Here is a 17,151-nt window from a genome sequence, read left to right as displayed (position 1 = left end):
GATAAACATAGAATGGGACAAATCGAATGAAAGTTAGTAGGGGAGAGTGAGGTCATGTTGCAGCGAAGGAAACGAAAGCTGTTGAAACCTAGAAGGAGATCTCGCCCTGTTTCCAAACCTATTCCTGCTCATGAAACTCCTAAAGTATCTGTCGTGATCCCGGCGATGAATGAAAGGAAAACGATCGCTGCTGTCATTCGTCAAGCACGATTGGTGCATCCATCGACAGAAGTCATTGTTGTTGTTAACGGTTCCCGTGATGGAACAGAGCGCATAGCTCGCAAAATGGGCGCACGGGTGATTTCATTTAAGGAAGCATTAGGGCATGATGTAGGGCGTGGAATCGGCGCGATGCATGCGAAAGGAAGCATTCTACTCTTTATCGATGCCGATATCGTGATTTCTGCGCGCGAGCTGAGACCTTTTATATTGGCGGTCGAAAGTGGCGTTGATGTGGCTCTAAACAGTTATTCTGGTAAAATTCTGACAGACGAAGTACATCCTGTGGTGTTAGCTAAGCATGCTTTGAATCTTGCTCTGTCCCGCCCAGATCTGCGAGGAGCTTCCATGACGACCATTCCCCATGCGATAAACAGAAGAGCACTGGAATTGATCGAAGCCAAACACTTATCGGTGCCTCCTCTAGCTCAAACGATTGCGATTCGAAAAGGTCTTGATCTTCACAATGTGCATAACGTGAACGTCGGTAAAATGAATCCAATAAGAAGGAGGGCATTCAAGGTAGATCCGCTGCGGCATCTTATTGTCGGAGATCACTTGGAAGCCATCGAATGGTTACTGAATGATACGAACGAGCGAGGTCAGCAGACAGATCTATCCCGGGATCGATCTTTTGTGGGGTGATGATATGAAACGAAAAGCTATCGTTCGAAAATTACGCAAGAAATTGCCATTAAGAAGAAAAAGAATGTTCATGAAAAGACGAAAACGGATTACACCTTTCGCAATCTGGAAGCAGGCCACTCAGCGGGATGGAAGGCGATATGCTGTCGATCATCCGATTCCAGGAGACGAACAGCCCCTCACTTTTATCCAGTCACTGTGGTATTACTACTACATCGGCAAGGTGCAACAAATTCCGAATGAGCGATATGCCGCCTGTGCGAACGCTTTTCTCGAAGGTTACTGCACGCAATTGGGTATGGAGAAGCCGGAAGGGGTGCTGATTCCGACGCTAAAGAGTTTGGCAGCTGTCATTACAGTTTTCAATGAAGAAGGTACGATTGGAAACGTACTAGCAGAACTGCGGCGTTTTCCCATGAAGGAAATCATCGTTGTTGTCAATGGCACTACCGATAACAGCTTTGCTATCGCAAGACAAAACACACTAGCGACCATCGTGCACTATCCAGGCTCTGTCGGGCATGATGTGGGGCGCTCGATCGGCGCTAAACTGACGACTGCAGACATGGTGCTGTTTCTCGACGGTGATATTCCGATTAAAGCGGAACAACTAGTTCCGTTTATTCGAGCGATGGATCGAGGGGTAGATGTAGCGCTAAACGACATGACGCCATTCATCGGCCAATTCGCACGTCGAGATGGCGTGACGATGATGAAAGAATTTTTGAATACCATCCAAGACAGGCCGGACTTGAAATCAAACTCCATGACGGCCATTCCCCACATGCTTTCCCGAAAAGCAATCGAGCAAATAGGGGTAGCTCATTTGGCTGTGCCACCCAAAGCCCAATCACTAGCCATTAAGCTAGGTTTAAATATTTGCGCCCCAGCTAGCGTCGATGTTATTACGGTGAACAAGGTCACTCAGCTGAACACGGGGACTTCTAATCCAGTAGCGAACCTGATCCTAGGCGATCATCTGGAGGCTATGCATATGCTAATAAAAAGCCATAGCAGCCGGTTGGGCTTTGAGGATCCTATCCGAAAACGGTCCGCACTTGCGGAGGGATTAACATGGATATAACCAGTATTATCATCCCGACTTATAACGAAAATAAACTGCTGCAGGATTGTCTTTATTCGTTGCGCAAGAACACAAAAAACAGCGATACACCTTATGAAATCATTGTAATTGATAACGGGTCGACCGACGGAACGATCGATTTTTTGCTTCGGGAAAAGGTCCCGTTTGTATCCTTTTATGAAAATAAGGGGTTTCCAGCAGCCTGTAACGCAGGTATGAAGTTAGCGAAGGGCAGCACCATTCTCCTATTAAATAATGACGTGCTCCTTACCCCGAAATGGCTGAGAAATATGCTGGATGCTCTTTATCATCAGGAGGATATCGGTATCGTTGGACCCATGAGCAATTATGTCAGCGGAAGGCAAAAAATTCAGGAAGCTTATACGAGCTTGGAAGAGATGACCCGCAAATACAATGTTGAAAAAAAAGGAGCATACCAAGAAGTTCAACGTCTGGTCGGCTTCTGTTTCTTGTTCAAACGTATAGTGATGCAGAGAATCGGACTGCTCGACGAGCGCTTCAGTCCAGGCCATTACGAAGATGACGATTACTGTTATCGCGCAAGACAAGCGGGCTATCGGCTTATGTTAGCGGAAGACACCTTTATATTTCATTATGGCAGTGCCAGCTTTGATAAAAAGGGTAAAGAGCAATTTCAGCAGATTGTCGCACGTTCTCGGCAGTCATTTATAGATAAATGGGGCGTGGATCCCCAAACATTTATATAAGGGACCTTGAAGAAAGGGAGAAAGGATGCGTTGTTATGAAGGGAGTCATTCTTGCTGGGGGAACGGGAACGCGCCTTTGGCCTTTGACGAAGTTGATCAATAAGCATCTTCTTCCGGTCGGCAAATATCCTATGATTTATTATGCCATTGAGAAGCTGCGAGCAGCGGGAATCGTCGATATTTTGTTGGTGATGAGTAAGCAATCGGCTTCCCTGTTTACCGGATTTTTGGGCAGCGGTAAGGAATGGGGCGTAAAGCTTACCTACAAGATCCAGGAAGAAGCCGGCGGTATTGCCGAAGCGCTGGAGCTTGCGGAAAGTTTCGTGCATCCGGGTGAAAAGTTGCTTGTGCTGCTGGGTGATAATTTGTTTGAAGATTCTTTAGTTGTCAATGTGAAGGAGTTCGAGCTGCAGCCAGAGGGGGCGAAAGTTTTCTTAAAAGAAGTCGATGATCCTGGGCGCTATGGAGTTCCTGTTATGGATGGTGCTGTAATTAAGCGAATCGAAGAGAAGCCTGAGCATCCGCAATCTTCTTATTGCGTAACGGGCATTTACATGTACGATTCCTCGGTGTTTGACAAGATTAAGGTAATTGGACCATCAAAGCGCGGTGAGCTGGAAATTACCGATGTAAACAACTTGTATGCGGACAAAGGGGCATTGACCCATCACATATTGGCAGGCTGGTGGATTGACGCCGGCACGTTCCCCTCCTGGTATGAAGCAACCAATAAATTACGGGGTGATGGCAATTGAACAAGTTCGATTACATCATCATCGGAGGGGGAATCATCGGTCTTACGATTGCTCGCGAGTTAAAGAAAAGGGAGCCTCGAAGTACAGTGTGTGTACTGGAAAAAGAGGCCGATGTCGCTGCTCACGCGAGCGGGCGCAATAGCGGTGTGCTGCATGCCGGCTTTTACTATACAGCGAACAGCTTAAAAGCCAAATTTACCAAAGAGGGCAACCAAGCGATGCGAGCTTACTGCCAGCAGCACGGCTTACGCATCAATGAATGCGGAAAGCTGGTTGTGGCCAGGGATGAATCGGAACTTGCGGGACTCGAAGAATTGAAACGCAGAGCAGATAACAATGGTGTTGAACTCATCTGGTTGGATGAGGGAGACATCGAGGTCATCGATCCGAATGCCCGGACGTTTCGCAAAGCACTCTATTCGCCAACTACAGCATCCGTCGATCCCATCGAGGTATGTCAGATGCTGAAGCATGAAAATATGGCGAATGGCGTGGATTTTCGTTTTCACACCCGATACCGTAAACATCGAGACGACCTTATTTTCACAAGCGCAGGCACATATCAATTTAAATACTTGATCAATGCGGCTGGTCTTTATGCAGACAGCATTGCGCATGATTTCGGCTTTGGGGTTTCATATACAATCATTCCGTTCAAAGGCATGTATTTGAAATATACGAAAAACAAGACCGATGTCGCAACGAACATATACCCCGTTCCGAATCTTGGGAATCCGTTCCTTGGTGTGCACTATACGAAGACAGTAGATGGCAGCATTAAGATCGGACCTACGGCGATACCGGCATTTTGGCGCGAAAATTATTCGGGGTTGCATGGATTCAGATTAAAAGAATTTATACAAATCGTCGGCTATGAGGCGAAGCTGTTCGCCACCAATTCGTTTAACTTCAGGCGCCTCGCGCTGGAGGAAATGCGCAAATATATCAAATCCTCTTTTATCGGACTTGGAATGAGTTTGGTTCAGCATATCGATCCGCAAGGCTTCGGCCCATTTTTACGGGCAGGCATCCGGGCACAGCTGCTCCATAAGGAGACGCTCGAGCTCGTGCAGGACTTCGTCATCGAAGGTGATCAATACTCCATGCATGTGTTGAACGCAGTGTCACCAGCCTTTACCTGTTCGATGCCTTTTGCCGTTTATGTGGTCGATCAAATGATGGAACTACGAGGAGGAGCTATTTCATGAAAGAGATTTCTACTAAGCTGCCGGATGTGCGCGTGTTCGAACCGACCGCACATGGTGATCATCGTGGCTTCTTCATGGAAAGCTACAACCGTCAAATACTGGCTAATCTCGGTATTCACCAAGAATTCATTCAGGATAACCATTCCTTATCCGTTCAAGCGGGCATTCTACGTGGTCTCCACTATCAGTTGGCGCCCAAAGCTCAGTCCAAGCTCGTTCGTGTCTTGTCGGGGGCCGTATATGACGTGGTCGTTGATATTCGCAAAGGCTCGCCGACGTTTGGAGAGTGGGTAGGTGTCATACTGAGCGCCGAGAATAAACGGCAAATCCTAGTGCCGCAAGGATTTGCACACGGTGTATGCACCCTTGTCCCGAATACACAGCTTCTTTACAAAGTTGATCAATACTATTCACCGCAGCATGACAGAGGAATTCTATGGAACGATCCACAGCTTGGCATCGATTGGCCTGTGTCCGATCCGATTTTATCGGATAAAGATCGTCAGCATCCGCATTTGCAGCAAGCGGAGATTAATTTTATTTAAATGGAGAGACTTTGAGCTACGCTCAAAGATCCCTGAGCAGAGAGACTTTGAGCTACGCTCAAAGATCCCTGAGCAGAGAGACTTTGAGCTACGCTCAAAGATCCCTATATTAGGAGGGACGGTCATGAAAACAATCCTGGTAACGGGAGCTGGAGGTTATATCGGCAGTGTATTGGTACCGAAGCTGCTGGATAAAGGCTATAAAGTAAAAGCGGTTGACCGTTTCTTCTTTGGCATAGATAAACTTCCGGGGCATCCGAACCTCGTAGTAATCAAGGAAGATTCTCGTCGTCTTAAAGAAGAGGTGTTCGCAGGTGTTGATGCGGTCATTGATTTGGTTGCCATCTCCAACGACCCTAGCGGCGAATTGTTTCAGGAAGCAACTTACCAAATCAATCATATCTCCCGTGTAAGTACGGCCCATAAGGCCAAGAAGCTGGGTGTGAAACGTTACATCCTTCCCTCTTCTTGCAGCCTTTACGGTTTTCAGCTGCCGGAGGTCATCATTGATGAAACCTCCCCTACGAATCCGCTCACGACCTATGCCAAAGCGAATGAAATGGCTGAGCACGGCGTTCTGCCTCTGGCAGACGATACATTTACGGTTGTCGTCATTCGTCAGGCTACGGTTTACGGCCATTCTCCTCGTATTCGTTTCGATCTGGCAATTAACGGCATGACGTTAGGCGCATGGAAGCATGGTGTAATTCCGCTGATGAGAGACGGTTCTCAGTGGAGGCCCTTCGTCCATGTGCAGGATACGACGGACGTCATGTGTCTCCTCTTGGAAGCAGTCCCTGATGTGATCAATGGGCAAATTTTTAATGTAGGCACCGATAGCAATAACTATCAGCTTGGCAAATTGGCCGAAGAGATTACCCAAGTGATGCCCAAAAAAGTGAGCATTGATTGGTACGGAGCCCCCGATCATCGTTCTTATCGCGTCAGCTTTGACAAGATTGAGAAGGCTTTGCAATGGAAGGGCAAGTGGACAGCTGCCCAAGGTGCACTTGAAATCTACAACGCGCTGGAAGCAGGCGAAGTATCCGGTATGGATCAATCGATTACGTTAGATTGGTATAGTGAGCTCGTGAAATGGCATCGGATTATTGAGGATGTCAAATTATACGGTGGCATCATCGATCTCAAAGGATTGAATGAATGATGAAAAGGATCGCGCTATTAGGCGCCAATGGACAATTAGGTTCGGATATCCGCAGCGTCTTTGCTGGGAACAACGGTTATGAGATCATTCCTATTACTCGTGAACAATTGAACGTGGAGAATACCGAATCGATCATTCCCTTCTTGGAGGGTCTTGGTTATATCCACGTATTGATCAACTGTACAGCCTTCCACAATACGGAGCAATGCGAGAGAGACCCCTTAAAGGCACTAATGGTTAACACCATTGCCGTGCTGCGAATGGCGTTATATTGCAAAGAGCATAATGCCACCATGATACATTTCAGCACGGATTATGTGTTTGACGGGATCAAAAATTCGCCCTACACCGAGGAAGATGAAACGCACCCTCTGAATGTGTACGGCAGCACCAAGGTAGCAGGGGAGAAGGTTATGGCCGCCTATCTGGATCACTATTTTATTTTCCGCATTTCCTCGTTGTATGGCATTGCGGGATCAAGCGGAAAGGGTGGGAACTTCATTGAAACCATGATCCGTTTGATTAAACAAGGCAAGCCGGTTTCCGTTGTCAATGATATGAGGATGTCGCCAACCTACTCGCTGGATGTGGCGCAAGCTGTTCAAGCGTTCCTCGACGGAAATGTGATCGAATACGGCATTTATCATTGTTCGGGCGAAGGGGATTGCAGCTGGTATGAGCTAGCGATTGAAGCATTTACCCTTTGCGGTCTTCCTTATGATGCATCGCCGATCCTCTCCAGCGCGTATGAGGCCAAATGTCAAAGACCTTCCTACAGCGTTCTGGATAACAGTAAAATCAACAGCATTTATCCAATGCCTTGCTGGAAAAGCTCGTTAAAAGCTTACTTACAGGAAAAAGGATATGTTGGAAACGGGGGTGAATCGCCATGAAGGCCACGAGTGCACGGATGAACAAACAGTCTAGGACTGCCAAGCCGATATCGCAAACCGTTTCGACAGAGGTTCGCGGTAAGCAGGCAGGCTACAAGCAGGGCTGGTCGCACGGCTACCATTTGGGACGAAGCCAAAGGATACTGCGAGATACGCCGCAAGAGCGCGGGATTCTCTGGGAACTTAAGGTACTGTATGTACGGGCCGATGGCGCTCCGTACGTCGCTATGGACGATGGCATTGCGGATGGACTACGTAAGCTGGTGCGTGAGGTTATTGTCGTTAACCCGAACGATAACGTTGTCGCCATTGCGCAGGAGTCCCGCCCTGATCTCGTCCTCGTGCTGGACGCCATTGGTCAATCATTCCCTGTCGCCAAAGTGAAAGACATTCGAACGTCGGGCATTCGGACAGCAGTATGGCTTCCTGATGATCCCTATCATTCCGATCAAACGATACAAATTGTACCCCACTATGATTTTGTATTTACATTAGAAATTAGCTGTGTGGATACCTATAAAGAGCAGGGCTGCCCTCAAGTACATCATCTTCCTTTCGGCATCAATCCGGACAGCATCAAGCTGGATTACTTACCCGCGTCGTATCGCAAAGATATTTGCTTCATTGGCTCCGCGTTCTGGAATCGTGTTGCTTTTATTGATCAAATCGCGGATTACTTAAAAGACAAAAACGTCATGATCAATGGCTATTGGTGGGATCGGCTTCAATCCTATAATAAACTTGCTTCCAAAATTCAAGGTTATTGGCTGAGCCCGGAAGAAACCGCGAAGTATTATCAAGGATCCAAAATTGTCATTAACCTGCACCGTTCCATTGATGATGAATCTCATAACAGCAACAGCAGACGCATTCCCGCTTATTCACCCAATCCCAGAGTGTTTGATATTTCAGCTTGTGGGACTCTTCAGTTGACAGACATACGCCAAGAATTGACGAATATGTATTCACCGGGGCAAGAGTTGGATACATTCAGATCTCCGCAAGAGTTGATAGAAAAGATCGAGTATTACCTGAGCCATGAAGAAGAGCGACAGCGAATCGCCATAAAAGGCTTATCCCGTACGCTGCGGGAGCACACATACCGGAGCCGTTTGCAAACATTGTTAAGTATTACGAATGGCATGTAGCTGCCATTTCGAAGAGGTGACGATCATGTTAGGAAGCCGAAACGGTTGGAATCGGGGACTTAGGGAAGGGTACGACAGCGGTTGGAGGCACGGGTATCATTTGGGTCGTTGTGAAGCGATCGTGAAGCGAATTCCGGAGATTGGCTCCCGTCGAGATATCAAAGTGATGTATGTAGAGTCAGGACTCTGGTCTTACCGTCCTATGGATCAAGGTATTATCGCTGAGCTGAAAGCACTGTGTGCGGAGGTACTAATCGTGACTCCGGAGGGTGGCGTTCTGGACGCGGCCAATGCCTTTCGGCCCGATCTGCTGCTTTCACTCAACTCAGCAGAGCTGCTGAAGGTTCAAGTGGTCGATGCTGTGCGGGCATTGGGCATCAAGACGGCCGTATGGTTCACAGACGATCCTTACTATACCGATGTCACGATCGATATCGCCACTCATTACGATGTTGTGTTTACACTAGAGCAAAGCTGTGTGCCCTTGTACCGGAAAGCAGGCTGCGAACAAGTGCACCATTTGCCGTTTGGTGTAAATCGCTCGATCTTCCATCCCAAAGCGGTAAGCAGCAATTATCGCGTCGATATCTGTTTTATCGGCGTTGCCTTTTGGAACCGAGTCGCCTTCTTTGACCAAATTGCTCATGAGCTTTCTTCTAAAAAATTACTTATTGCAGGTTACTGGTGGGATCGACTGAAAGGCTATACTGTGCTGGAAAGTAAAATCAAATCAGGCTACTGGGTCTCCCCGGAGGAAAGTGCAAGTTACTACAATGGTGCCAAAATCGTCATTAATATGCATCGTGCCATCGACGATGCGTCCAATCAAAACAGCAAGTGTATACCAGCGAATTCGATCAACCCGCGCTCATTTGAAATTAGTGCCTGCGGTCAGCTGCAGCTGACGGATAGTCGTGCTAATTTGAGCAGCATGTACGTGCCTCAAGAAGAGGTTGTCACCTACGATTCGCCGCAGAATCTTCTCGCGAAGATCGACTACTATCTTGAACATGAGGCAGAACGGCAGCAAATCGCTTTGAGAGGACTGATACGAACCATGCGGGAGCATACGTACCGCAACCGGATTTTGCAGATGTTTGAGCTTATTTTTGGCTGAAAGCAGTAGTCACACATGGAAATAAGTTAAGGCAGGTGAACTATGTTACCCGTTCAAAAGAAACGTGACGTGAGACGGAAAAAATCAAGAGGCAACCGTAAAGGGAATTCCCGTCTGGCTGTGGCGAGGAAATACCGGAAACGTATAATTACAGCCCGAAAAAAAGTGAAAATCGTATATGTTCAGCCAGCAGCAACGTCGGCTTCTGAAGCGCTCCCGACTTATGACCAAGGCTATGATCAAGGTTATGATAAAGGCTTCAGCAAAGGGTTTCGAGACGGGAAACACACTGGCGGAGATGCCATTGTCGATAAATGCTTGCCTAAATATCAGATTTTGCCCGAAGTATCTGTTGAACAACTCATTGCAGCCGGCGTCGAGCGTCTACGTTCACAAATCCTCCATTTGCTTACCGCAGAGCAGCTTGGAGACAGAATCGTCGCAGCATTGAATAGCCGAGCTCCTTTTTCGTTGGTCCGATTAGGGGATGGGGAGCTGCTGACCATGGCGCAAGAAACGATTATGCCTATCGAACAAATCTTAGAAGAAGGGCCTTTTCTTCCTTATGCGGGCGTAAACGTTCCTAATTTGGAAGTGAAAGGTGAGCTGGTGAAAGCAATTCGGGGAGCGAGCGTGGTCGGTATTCCGAAGCTGCGTGTACGTAACTTTCAGCCGCTTGCGTTTTCCGTGTTCCGGACAGAGAACATTGATTATCATCAGCTTACTTTGACGGATTCACTCGTCAATTATTATTTATACCAAACGGGTTATTTGTCACGAATCACGCAAGGACGTCGGGTTTTGGTCGTTGGTAACCAGGCTTCACAGCTGGCGGAAGTGCTTCGCAATCATAACGTAACGATAGCGGGAGAAGTAACCCCAGTTCATGGTGTGACGGATATACCCCGTATCAAATCTGTCATTGCTCAGCATGACTTCGATCTTGCACTTGTTTCTGCAGGCGTCTCAGCGGTTATTCTGTCTGAGTGGATTGCCTCCGAGATGGGGAAGGTAGCGATCGATTTCGGTCATCTTGCTGATGCCATTGTTGTAGGGGAGGCACCGTACCGATGAAAAAGGGAAGCAAGCGAGTTCTTGCTGCGAGGAAATCTGTGGTAAAAGCCAGAGCAGCCAGAGTTAAATATAATCATTCTTTTAACCGAGGCTATAATTGCGGTTATGATAGGGGGCATGATCAAGCTTATCAGAGCGGCTGGGAGGCGGGAATTTCCAGCTTCCTTCAGCCTTTTCATGGAACGAGCATCATTATCGTGACGACGAACGACCAGCGGGCACATCTTCAGAATTGTATCGAAAGTATTTACGAGCATACACCGGAGCCTTTTGAAATTATTATTATTGATAATGCCTCGACGGATGACACAGAAGCTTATCTCAAGACGCTTACAGGTAAAGTCCGTTATAGAGTATATAAATCTAACCTTGGTTTTGCCGGGGGGACGAATCAGGGGCTCAGGCTGGCACGCGGCACAACGCTGTTATTTCTAAACAATGATACGATCGTCACAAAAAACTGGTTGAAGAATATGCTTACTTGCCTGTATAGCAATGAGAAATACGGTCTCGTAGGCCCTGTAACGAACTACATTAGCGGCGAGCAGCTCATCGAGACGAATTACTCATCGACGGAAGAGATGCACCGCTTTGCTGCAGTGTATAACCAATCGGATTCAAGCAAGTGGTATCGGACAGGACGACTAACGGGTTTCTGCGTTCTCATGCGCCGTGACGTATTTGATCGTCTTGGTTATTTGGATGAAGGATTCGAAATTGGCAATTGCGAAGATGACGATTACGGATTACGGACGCGTCTAATGGGGCTTGACCTCATCATTGTCAAGGACACCTTCATTCATCATGTGGGCAGTGTCAGCATCAAGGCGCTGGGGGAACGATTAGAAGAGGTGTATGGCAAGAACCTAAACTTTTATTCGCGTAAATGGAGCGACTCGCACAGCCTGCTGCAGGAAGTGCAGCAGAAGCTGGAAGGGACAACAGCAGCCATGAACCATTTCTACCCGACGCATATGGTGGTTCGTGGTGTCACTTCACAGCTCTACTGGATTGAAAATGAGTTCCGTCATCCCATTATGGACTCTGTAGAGCTGTCTTCCAGCCGCATCTCGCAGTTGGACTTGCGCAATTGGCGTATGGGGATGCCGGTCAACGGCCAAGAGGTGCTTAACAAGCTGACCGAACTCGCCAGCGAAAGTTGGAATGCGGTGCAGCTTAAGGATGGTATGCTGGTGAAGAATGGCGATTATGTCTTTCAAGTAAGAGGGAATAAGATACATCGGATCATCAATGAGTGGGCGTTATCGTATTGGAATTTGACGCAGCGTCAACCAAAGCCGATCAGCCAAGAAACACTTCAGCGCTATACGCAGGGACTGCCGATTCTGGCACCCGCTGTGATTGTGGCGAATAACGTATAAAGGAGCTAGGAATCCATGAGTACAAAATCGACTGTTCGCAGAAAACGCAAAAACGCATCTCCTAAGAAGATGCGGCTGACCCAAACCAAGAAGCGATTCACGAAGTCAACTGCCAAAAAGAAAACCCGGTTCACCCGGTCTACTGTCTATCGCGGGAGTTATAATAAAGGCTTCAACCAGGGATATAATCAAGGGTATAACGAAGGGTTTAACAAAGGATTCGAGGAAGGGTTTGAACACCTTTACTCGGCATCCTAGGGCAAGTCGAGCTTTGCTGAGCGGCTAAATATCAACATCGAATCTTGAACGAACCCGGGAAGTCCGGCACTCACGTAGCAAACCGCTGCGCTCCGTCCCTACTTCTCCGGGGATCGTCCAAATTCTTCTTTTACTGCGCAGTTATGGACGAGCTTTCCGTCTCCTGCTGATTATTAACCTATGCAAACATTTTTTATATGCTGCAGGTGATAGTAATGCTTCTTTTCATCCAACGTAACTAACTCGAGAATACGGTCTTTTTGTTTTTGCAACAGCCCTAGTTTGTTTGTTTTTAATCCTTCATCTATAGAAATGATACTGCCTTCATGAAGTTTTAGCTGCTCTTCAAATGTTTCGGCAAATGTAAAAGCAGGCTGTTGCTGGAGATCGATTTGCTCAAACTTCAAAGAAGCAGAGGTTGCGCTGCTTGGATTCGGACTGATCCATTTCAAATGAATCAGCGGGATGATCATAATTTTGTTCAGCGGAGTTGTGAAAATAAAGTAGTCCGTGAGGATGTCTGAAATAGTGCCATACATTGATTGATGATCAGCCAAATAAATTTCGCATAATACTCCCTTAGCATTTCTTAAAATTGAACAGTAAGAAATCACTTCATGCTGACTGCTTGTAGGTAAATCAGGAGCTGCTATATTCGGTACGATTATGGGAGGAATCATTAGATGGCGAACATGGGAAAGGGGAATGTATAGAAATTTCGATTCTTTAAATACCACAATAATATCAGGACCCATGTCGATTAGGTATCCAATATGCCTTCTATCTCCCAGTATTTCAAAGTCGATCTGCTTACCTAGATAGGGGTAGAATAAATCCATCTCTATGATCCACCTCTCCTTCATATGCATGTTATATATTTAGAAAATCCATCTCACCCAATAAGCCAAGAAAATTAATGTGAATAAGACAGCCGGCGGTATGACGATTAATGTGATTCTGACGTAATCACTCCACTTTATTTTTACTTTATTTTGTTTAAGGATATGCATCCAAATCAACGAAGCCAGTGTTCCCGTCGGTAATAACAATGAGCCCATATCACTTCCGATAACGCTTGCCAAATAAGCAATTTTTAAGGTCAGAGGGTCCAGCCCCATATTCGTTAAGGTTAGTGTTCCAATCATTAAAGCAGGATGGTTATTGAAAAAAATAGACATAAGGGATTGAAGCGAGCCCATCCATATGCTGGCATTGACCAAATCTCCTGAAACGACAGGTCGAAAGACTGTGGTCAACCAATCTGTTAATCCAATGTTTTTTAAACCGTAAATGATCACATACATGCCGAAGGCAAATACAAGAATGTGCCAAGGCGTTTTCTTCAACATATCTGATGGAGGAATTTTCAAAGCTATCCACCTCCACCCCATCAAAATAGATGAGCCTAAAACAGCTACGATCTCGATGGGGATTCCAAAATAGGAGGCGATAAAAAGACTAATACGAATGGAAAATACAAAAAGAAGAACATTCCGCATAAATCGGCTTCGATTTTTGATGGAAAGAGGTGAAATGGTTTTTGTAACTAGAGGATGTTTGCCAGGACCTATAGGGGATCGTATTTTTGTTGGAAGTTTACGCGGTAACTTTCGATAGAAACACAAATATAACAAGAACAAGAGAAGTAACAATCCAAGTGTTGCCGGAACGAACATCATGAGTGTATTCGTGTAAAGATCGATTCCGATAATTTTAAGCGCAATGAGATTCACAATATTGCTGACGCCAATAGGAGCACTTGAGGCAGTTGCTATTAAAGCACCTGAAAGCAGATAGGGAATCTTCTCATGATTTTTTAGACCAAGACGATCGAGTACGATGAGCAGAATGGGCGTTGTAATTAAAATGCTGCCGTCATTGTTAAAGAATAGCGTCATGAGAAAACAGAGTAAATTGGTGTACCAGAAAAGGCGTATTCCGGAACCTCTTACCCTAGCAGCTAGTCCTTCAGCAGCCCAATAAAAGAAGCCAAAGCTTTCCAAGATAATCGCCATCACGATCGTTGCTATGATTGTTATCGCAGCGCTACTTATGGTTGACCCAATCGTCCCCAAATCATGCAACGTAACACTTCCGCTTAAAAGTACCAAAATAGCACCGGCGGAGGATGGTATGGCTTCATTTAAACCATTCGGGCGCCAAAGAATCAGTATCATGGTAAGGAAAAATGCTATGATCGTAAGAGTTACCGTAGGTGAACTTAGCATGGATAGGCTCACTCCTTTTTAGCCGAAATCGTTGCATGTGTCTGCCCTGCATTCGAATACTCGGGTAAAGGGATACTGCTTAATTTCACCTCTGTAAAAAGTTCCTCTAAGGCGGATTCTTCATTAATATTTCTAGAAGGTGCCAACAAAGCATATAATCCAAAGCCGGATAAAAGAATGATAAATAAAACAACCACAATAATCCCTCCCTGATAATGTGAGTTATTGACCCTTCCTACATAGTTATCAGCCGTTCCTGATGAATAGAAATTGTTCCTACATGTATATGTATCAGTCATTTTATTGCTCTGATTGGTTCGCCTTATTTTCGAAAACTCCGCGACGAAATGTTAGCTAATTAACAAGGGGAAGGTCGAACTTAAAAGTTCGCCTTCCCCTGATTTATCCTTGAAATATAAAGTTGAATGAGGAGCCCTCTCTCATCGTAAGATGATGACCGGCTTTTTTCTTTGTGTTATTTTTGTACGTTGAAAAACAGACACCCCGCAACATCTGCCGAATAGACTGTCAATAAGCTTTATCCTTGAAATGAATGGAGGAGCGCTGAGTGGCACATCTGTACCATAAAGTATGGTTTAAAGATATCGCGAACCGTTACGGGTTACGCCTTCGCCGTATAAAAACATATGACTCCCTGTACAGAAAAAACGCGGTTTATCGCGCGTCAACAGACAAGGGCAAATTCCTGATTAAAGCAATGAATTTTAGAACGCTTGAAAAAAACTTAACCAGAGAACAACATGTAAACAGGGTTTTCTTTTATATCAAAAAATTAAAGGATTGCAAGTATCCCAATTTCCCGAATTGGCTTACTACAAGCTCTGGTACGTATTACGTGAACAAATATGGCAGGCATTACTATATGGCGGAATGGATTAGGGGACGTGGAATGCAAGACGATGTTCAAGACTACGAGGCCCTCGGCAGAGCGCTGGCCAACCTTCACACCATTTGTAAGGACCACCTTTCGTCAAGGTCCATGTCTTATTTTACGAAAAGGCAAATTAACCTTTTTAAACTTGAAGATCGCCTCTATCGGCTCCGGCTGCCGAACATTCAGAAGAAAAAAACGATCGCCAAAAGATGGTTCGAGAAACATGGTGAGCGATGCAGAGCGTTGGCTGATGAAGCGTGGGATATGCTTGGCACCTCAGAAGTGAAAAAAATACTTTCTAAAGAAAAGAATCATCCTGCATTAATTCATGGTGATGTCACGATCCCTAATATCGTTGTTAATCCGAATGGATTATTCCTGATTGACTGGGATTCTTTAAGGATGGGTTCAACCTATTACGAAATTGCTAAAACTCTTTCAAACACAACGTTTTATAAGCCGGTTCAAATATCTGCACTGCTGCGCGGCTATGAAGAAATAAACCCGCTAAAATCAGCCGAACGCCTTTTGATAAGCGCTTTATTCCGTCTGCCGCGTGAAGCATGGTGTGAAGTCCGGAACATTATACTGGGTAGAAGTCAACGTGGTTTTCATGTGCTGGAACAAACATGGGATGAACGTTTGAACGCTATTCAAATTTTGGATGAGTGGGCTCGTAAGTAGCAAAATATAGGGTGGGCCAGGTGAGATGAATGTTAGTAGAGTCTGATGTTGAACAAGAGTATGGGATCCATATCCTGAATCAGGTAACGGTTCGCGACGGCGTATACCAGTTATTCACTCAAAATCACGGAATCTTATGTCTGAAAAGGTACCGTGTCCCCGAATCGGAAATCCGATTTATTGCACAAGTGATAACACATTTAGCTGAAAGCGGCTTTATGTATGGCCCGAAGATGCTCTTAACAACTAGCCAACGTCCTTGGATCACAAGAAATGAAGTTCATTACATGCTCATTAACTGGACAGAAGGTCATAGTCCAGATTTCGAAAATAGTGCTCTTTTCAAAAAAGCGCTTCGTCTTCTTGCAAAGTTTCATTCCGTCGCGCAGGGGTTGCCTGCCAAAGATGTTCCAGAAGCAAGATTAAGATACCACTGGTTACATGAGCGATTCACATCTTATCAAAATATCTTGGGTGAGCATTCAAAGATGGGACGTCTTATTTCAATTTGTAATAAGGCTAAGGAACATTTGAGCCATCCCAAAGTCGTAAAAGCTATTGAACAAGAACAAACTGCACGATCTTTTGTGCATGGAGATTTTAATTATCCGAATCTCGTCCTGAACGGGGCGAGTTCTATGCATATGATTGATTTCGAAAACACGTCATTGCATGTGCGGATGCAGGATTTTTCGCATATATTGCATCGTAATTTCCCCTGGCAGGGGAAAGAAACCCTGCACTGGATTGACTATTATAACCGTAAACGCCCGTTGAGTGAGGAAGATCTGCGCTTACTATACGCTTTGCTGCTGGTCCCATATCCCGTCATAAGGGCGCTGCAGTACAAAAAGAAGTCACACCACGCCAAAGTCGCTCTTCCGACAACCATACAGATCAAGAATTATACGAATGAGTTAAAGCTTTTGTTATGAAAGGGACCGTACAAGCTCAAAAAAGAATTTTTGTACCTACAGTGTATTCGCCCATGCCATATAACGCATCCGCGCATTTATTACAATGTACCGATTATATATTTGAAGGGAGATTGTGAATATGGCTGATGCATTTGGAAGAGCTCGGCATAAGTTTAATAAACGGACGAGAGAAGCTCGGAAAAATT

General features: G+C 45.7%; 18 protein-coding genes. 15 read left to right on the top strand and 3 right to left on the bottom strand.

What is annotated here, in order from left to right:
• The first annotated feature begins 54 nt into the window (after nucleotides 1-54).
• The 13 genes from BLT91_RS10310 to BLT91_RS10250 all read left to right on the top strand — a co-directional run bounded on the left by BLT91_RS10310 (nucleotide 55) and on the right by BLT91_RS10250 (nucleotide 12,221).
• Nucleotides 55-864 (top strand): glycosyltransferase family 2 protein, encoded by an 810-nt coding sequence (locus tag BLT91_RS10310; RefSeq protein WP_090820399.1) that lies wholly within the window; start codon nucleotides 55-57, stop codon nucleotides 862-864.
• A 70-nt stretch (nucleotides 865-934) separates the two neighbouring features.
• Complete coding sequence (locus tag BLT91_RS10305) at nucleotides 935-1,948, top strand: glycosyltransferase family 2 protein (RefSeq protein ID WP_175532211.1); 1,014 nt, start codon at nucleotides 935-937, stop codon at nucleotides 1,946-1,948.
• The gene (locus BLT91_RS10300; protein ID WP_090820394.1) at nucleotides 1,939-2,676 is read left to right on the top strand and encodes a glycosyltransferase family 2 protein; all 738 of its coding nucleotides are present in this window, start codon (nucleotides 1,939-1,941) and stop codon (nucleotides 2,674-2,676) included. Before BLT91_RS10305 ends, BLT91_RS10300 begins: the two co-directional genes overlap by 10 nt.
• Before the next feature lie 35 nt (nucleotides 2,677-2,711).
• The gene (locus BLT91_RS10295) at nucleotides 2,712-3,431 is read left to right on the top strand and encodes a sugar phosphate nucleotidyltransferase (RefSeq protein ID WP_090820392.1); all 720 of its coding nucleotides are present in this window, start codon (nucleotides 2,712-2,714) and stop codon (nucleotides 3,429-3,431) included.
• Nucleotides 3,428-4,639 (top strand): L-2-hydroxyglutarate oxidase, encoded by a 1,212-nt coding sequence (lhgO, locus tag BLT91_RS10290; protein ID WP_090820390.1) that lies wholly within the window; start codon nucleotides 3,428-3,430, stop codon nucleotides 4,637-4,639. The genes BLT91_RS10295 and lhgO overlap by 4 nt, the downstream gene beginning before the upstream one ends.
• Nucleotides 4,636-5,184: a dTDP-4-dehydrorhamnose 3,5-epimerase gene (gene rfbC / locus BLT91_RS10285; protein WP_090820388.1), complete on the top strand. Its 549-nt coding sequence runs from the start codon at nucleotides 4,636-4,638 to the stop codon at nucleotides 5,182-5,184. The genes lhgO and rfbC overlap by 4 nt, the downstream gene beginning before the upstream one ends.
• Nucleotides 5,185-5,308: 124 nt before the next feature.
• Nucleotides 5,309-6,349: an NAD-dependent epimerase/dehydratase family protein gene (locus tag BLT91_RS10280; protein ID WP_090820386.1), complete on the top strand. Its 1,041-nt coding sequence runs from the start codon at nucleotides 5,309-5,311 to the stop codon at nucleotides 6,347-6,349.
• Nucleotides 6,346-7,242, top strand: a complete 897-nt coding sequence (rfbD, locus tag BLT91_RS10275; RefSeq protein ID WP_090820383.1) for a dTDP-4-dehydrorhamnose reductase — start codon at nucleotides 6,346-6,348, stop codon at nucleotides 7,240-7,242. Before BLT91_RS10280 ends, rfbD begins: the two co-directional genes overlap by 4 nt.
• Nucleotides 7,239-8,390 (top strand): CgeB family protein, encoded by a 1,152-nt coding sequence (locus BLT91_RS10270; protein ID WP_254776872.1) that lies wholly within the window; start codon nucleotides 7,239-7,241, stop codon nucleotides 8,388-8,390. Before rfbD ends, BLT91_RS10270 begins: the two co-directional genes overlap by 4 nt.
• 25 nt (nucleotides 8,391-8,415) lie before the next feature.
• A complete protein-coding gene (locus tag BLT91_RS10265) occupies nucleotides 8,416-9,507 on the top strand; it encodes a CgeB family protein (protein WP_090820381.1) in 1,092 nt (363 codons plus the stop codon).
• Nucleotides 9,508-9,576: 69 nt separating this feature from the next.
• Nucleotides 9,577-10,581 (top strand): GT-D fold domain-containing protein, encoded by a 1,005-nt coding sequence (locus tag BLT91_RS10260; protein WP_254776871.1) that lies wholly within the window; start codon nucleotides 9,577-9,579, stop codon nucleotides 10,579-10,581.
• A complete protein-coding gene (locus tag BLT91_RS10255; RefSeq protein ID WP_090820379.1) occupies nucleotides 10,578-11,963 on the top strand; it encodes a glycosyltransferase family 2 protein in 1,386 nt (461 codons plus the stop codon). The genes BLT91_RS10260 and BLT91_RS10255 overlap by 4 nt, the downstream gene beginning before the upstream one ends.
• A gap of 15 nt (nucleotides 11,964-11,978) precedes the next feature.
• The gene (locus BLT91_RS10250; protein ID WP_090820377.1) at nucleotides 11,979-12,221 is read left to right on the top strand and encodes a hypothetical protein; all 243 of its coding nucleotides are present in this window, start codon (nucleotides 11,979-11,981) and stop codon (nucleotides 12,219-12,221) included.
• 173 nt (nucleotides 12,222-12,394) lie between these two features.
• On the opposite strand, the gene BLT91_RS10245 is transcribed toward BLT91_RS10250, so the two are convergent.
• From BLT91_RS10245 to BLT91_RS10235, 3 genes are read right to left on the bottom strand one after another with little or no spacing between them, the layout of a single operon-like run.
• Complete coding sequence (locus BLT91_RS10245) at nucleotides 12,395-13,060, bottom strand: hypothetical protein (protein WP_090820375.1); 666 nt, start codon at nucleotides 13,058-13,060, stop codon at nucleotides 12,395-12,397.
• A 39-nt stretch (nucleotides 13,061-13,099) separates the two neighbouring features.
• Entirely contained in the window at nucleotides 13,100-14,449 is a 1,350-nt protein-coding gene (locus BLT91_RS10240) for an arsenic transporter (RefSeq protein WP_090820372.1), read from the bottom strand.
• A gap of 8 nt (nucleotides 14,450-14,457) precedes the next feature.
• Nucleotides 14,458-14,646, bottom strand: a complete 189-nt coding sequence (locus tag BLT91_RS10235) for a hypothetical protein (protein ID WP_090820370.1) — start codon at nucleotides 14,644-14,646, stop codon at nucleotides 14,458-14,460.
• A 371-nt stretch (nucleotides 14,647-15,017) separates the two neighbouring features.
• Here BLT91_RS10235 and BLT91_RS10230 point away from each other — a divergent pair, with 371 nt between their 5' ends.
• Complete coding sequence (locus tag BLT91_RS10230; protein ID WP_090820368.1) at nucleotides 15,018-16,028, top strand: aminoglycoside phosphotransferase family protein; 1,011 nt, start codon at nucleotides 15,018-15,020, stop codon at nucleotides 16,026-16,028.
• A 29-nt stretch (nucleotides 16,029-16,057) separates the two neighbouring features.
• A complete protein-coding gene (locus BLT91_RS10225; RefSeq protein ID WP_090820366.1) occupies nucleotides 16,058-16,963 on the top strand; it encodes a phosphotransferase in 906 nt (301 codons plus the stop codon).
• Nucleotides 16,964-17,151 lie beyond the last annotated feature (188 nt).

The sequence above is a fragment of the Paenibacillus sp. yr247 genome (genome assembly GCF_900103825.1).
Taxonomy (GTDB): domain Bacteria; phylum Bacillota; class Bacilli; order Paenibacillales; family NBRC-103111; genus Paenibacillus_E.
The sequence above is the reverse complement of the archived record's forward strand: the minus strand, read 5'-3'. Positions and strand labels throughout refer to the sequence as shown.

Coding starts and splice junctions, on each gene's coding strand:
- BLT91_RS10280 (WP_090820386.1), top strand. CDS start 5,309: ATGAAAACAATCCTGGTAACGGGAGCTGGAGGTTATATCGGCAGTGTA.
- BLT91_RS10265 (WP_090820381.1), top strand. CDS start 8,416: ATGTTAGGAAGCCGAAACGGTTGGAATCGGGGACTTAGGGAAGGGTAC.
- BLT91_RS10270 (WP_254776872.1), top strand. CDS start 7,239: ATGAAGGCCACGAGTGCACGGATGAACAAACAGTCTAGGACTGCCAAG.
- BLT91_RS10245 (WP_090820375.1), bottom strand. CDS start 13,060: ATGGATTTATTCTACCCCTATCTAGGTAAGCAGATCGACTTTGAAATA.
- BLT91_RS10310 (WP_090820399.1), top strand. CDS start 55: ATGTTGCAGCGAAGGAAACGAAAGCTGTTGAAACCTAGAAGGAGATCT.
- BLT91_RS10250 (WP_090820377.1), top strand. CDS start 11,979: ATGAGTACAAAATCGACTGTTCGCAGAAAACGCAAAAACGCATCTCCT.
- rfbD (WP_090820383.1), top strand. CDS start 6,346: ATGATGAAAAGGATCGCGCTATTAGGCGCCAATGGACAATTAGGTTCG.
- BLT91_RS10300 (WP_090820394.1), top strand. CDS start 1,939: ATGGATATAACCAGTATTATCATCCCGACTTATAACGAAAATAAACTG.
- BLT91_RS10305 (WP_175532211.1), top strand. CDS start 935: ATGAAAAGACGAAAACGGATTACACCTTTCGCAATCTGGAAGCAGGCC.
- rfbC (WP_090820388.1), top strand. CDS start 4,636: ATGAAAGAGATTTCTACTAAGCTGCCGGATGTGCGCGTGTTCGAACCG.
- BLT91_RS10255 (WP_090820379.1), top strand. CDS start 10,578: ATGAAAAAGGGAAGCAAGCGAGTTCTTGCTGCGAGGAAATCTGTGGTA.
- BLT91_RS10225 (WP_090820366.1), top strand. CDS start 16,058: ATGTTAGTAGAGTCTGATGTTGAACAAGAGTATGGGATCCATATCCTG.
- BLT91_RS10240 (WP_090820372.1), bottom strand. CDS start 14,449: ATGCTAAGTTCACCTACGGTAACTCTTACGATCATAGCATTTTTCCTT.
- BLT91_RS10295 (WP_090820392.1), top strand. CDS start 2,712: ATGAAGGGAGTCATTCTTGCTGGGGGAACGGGAACGCGCCTTTGGCCT.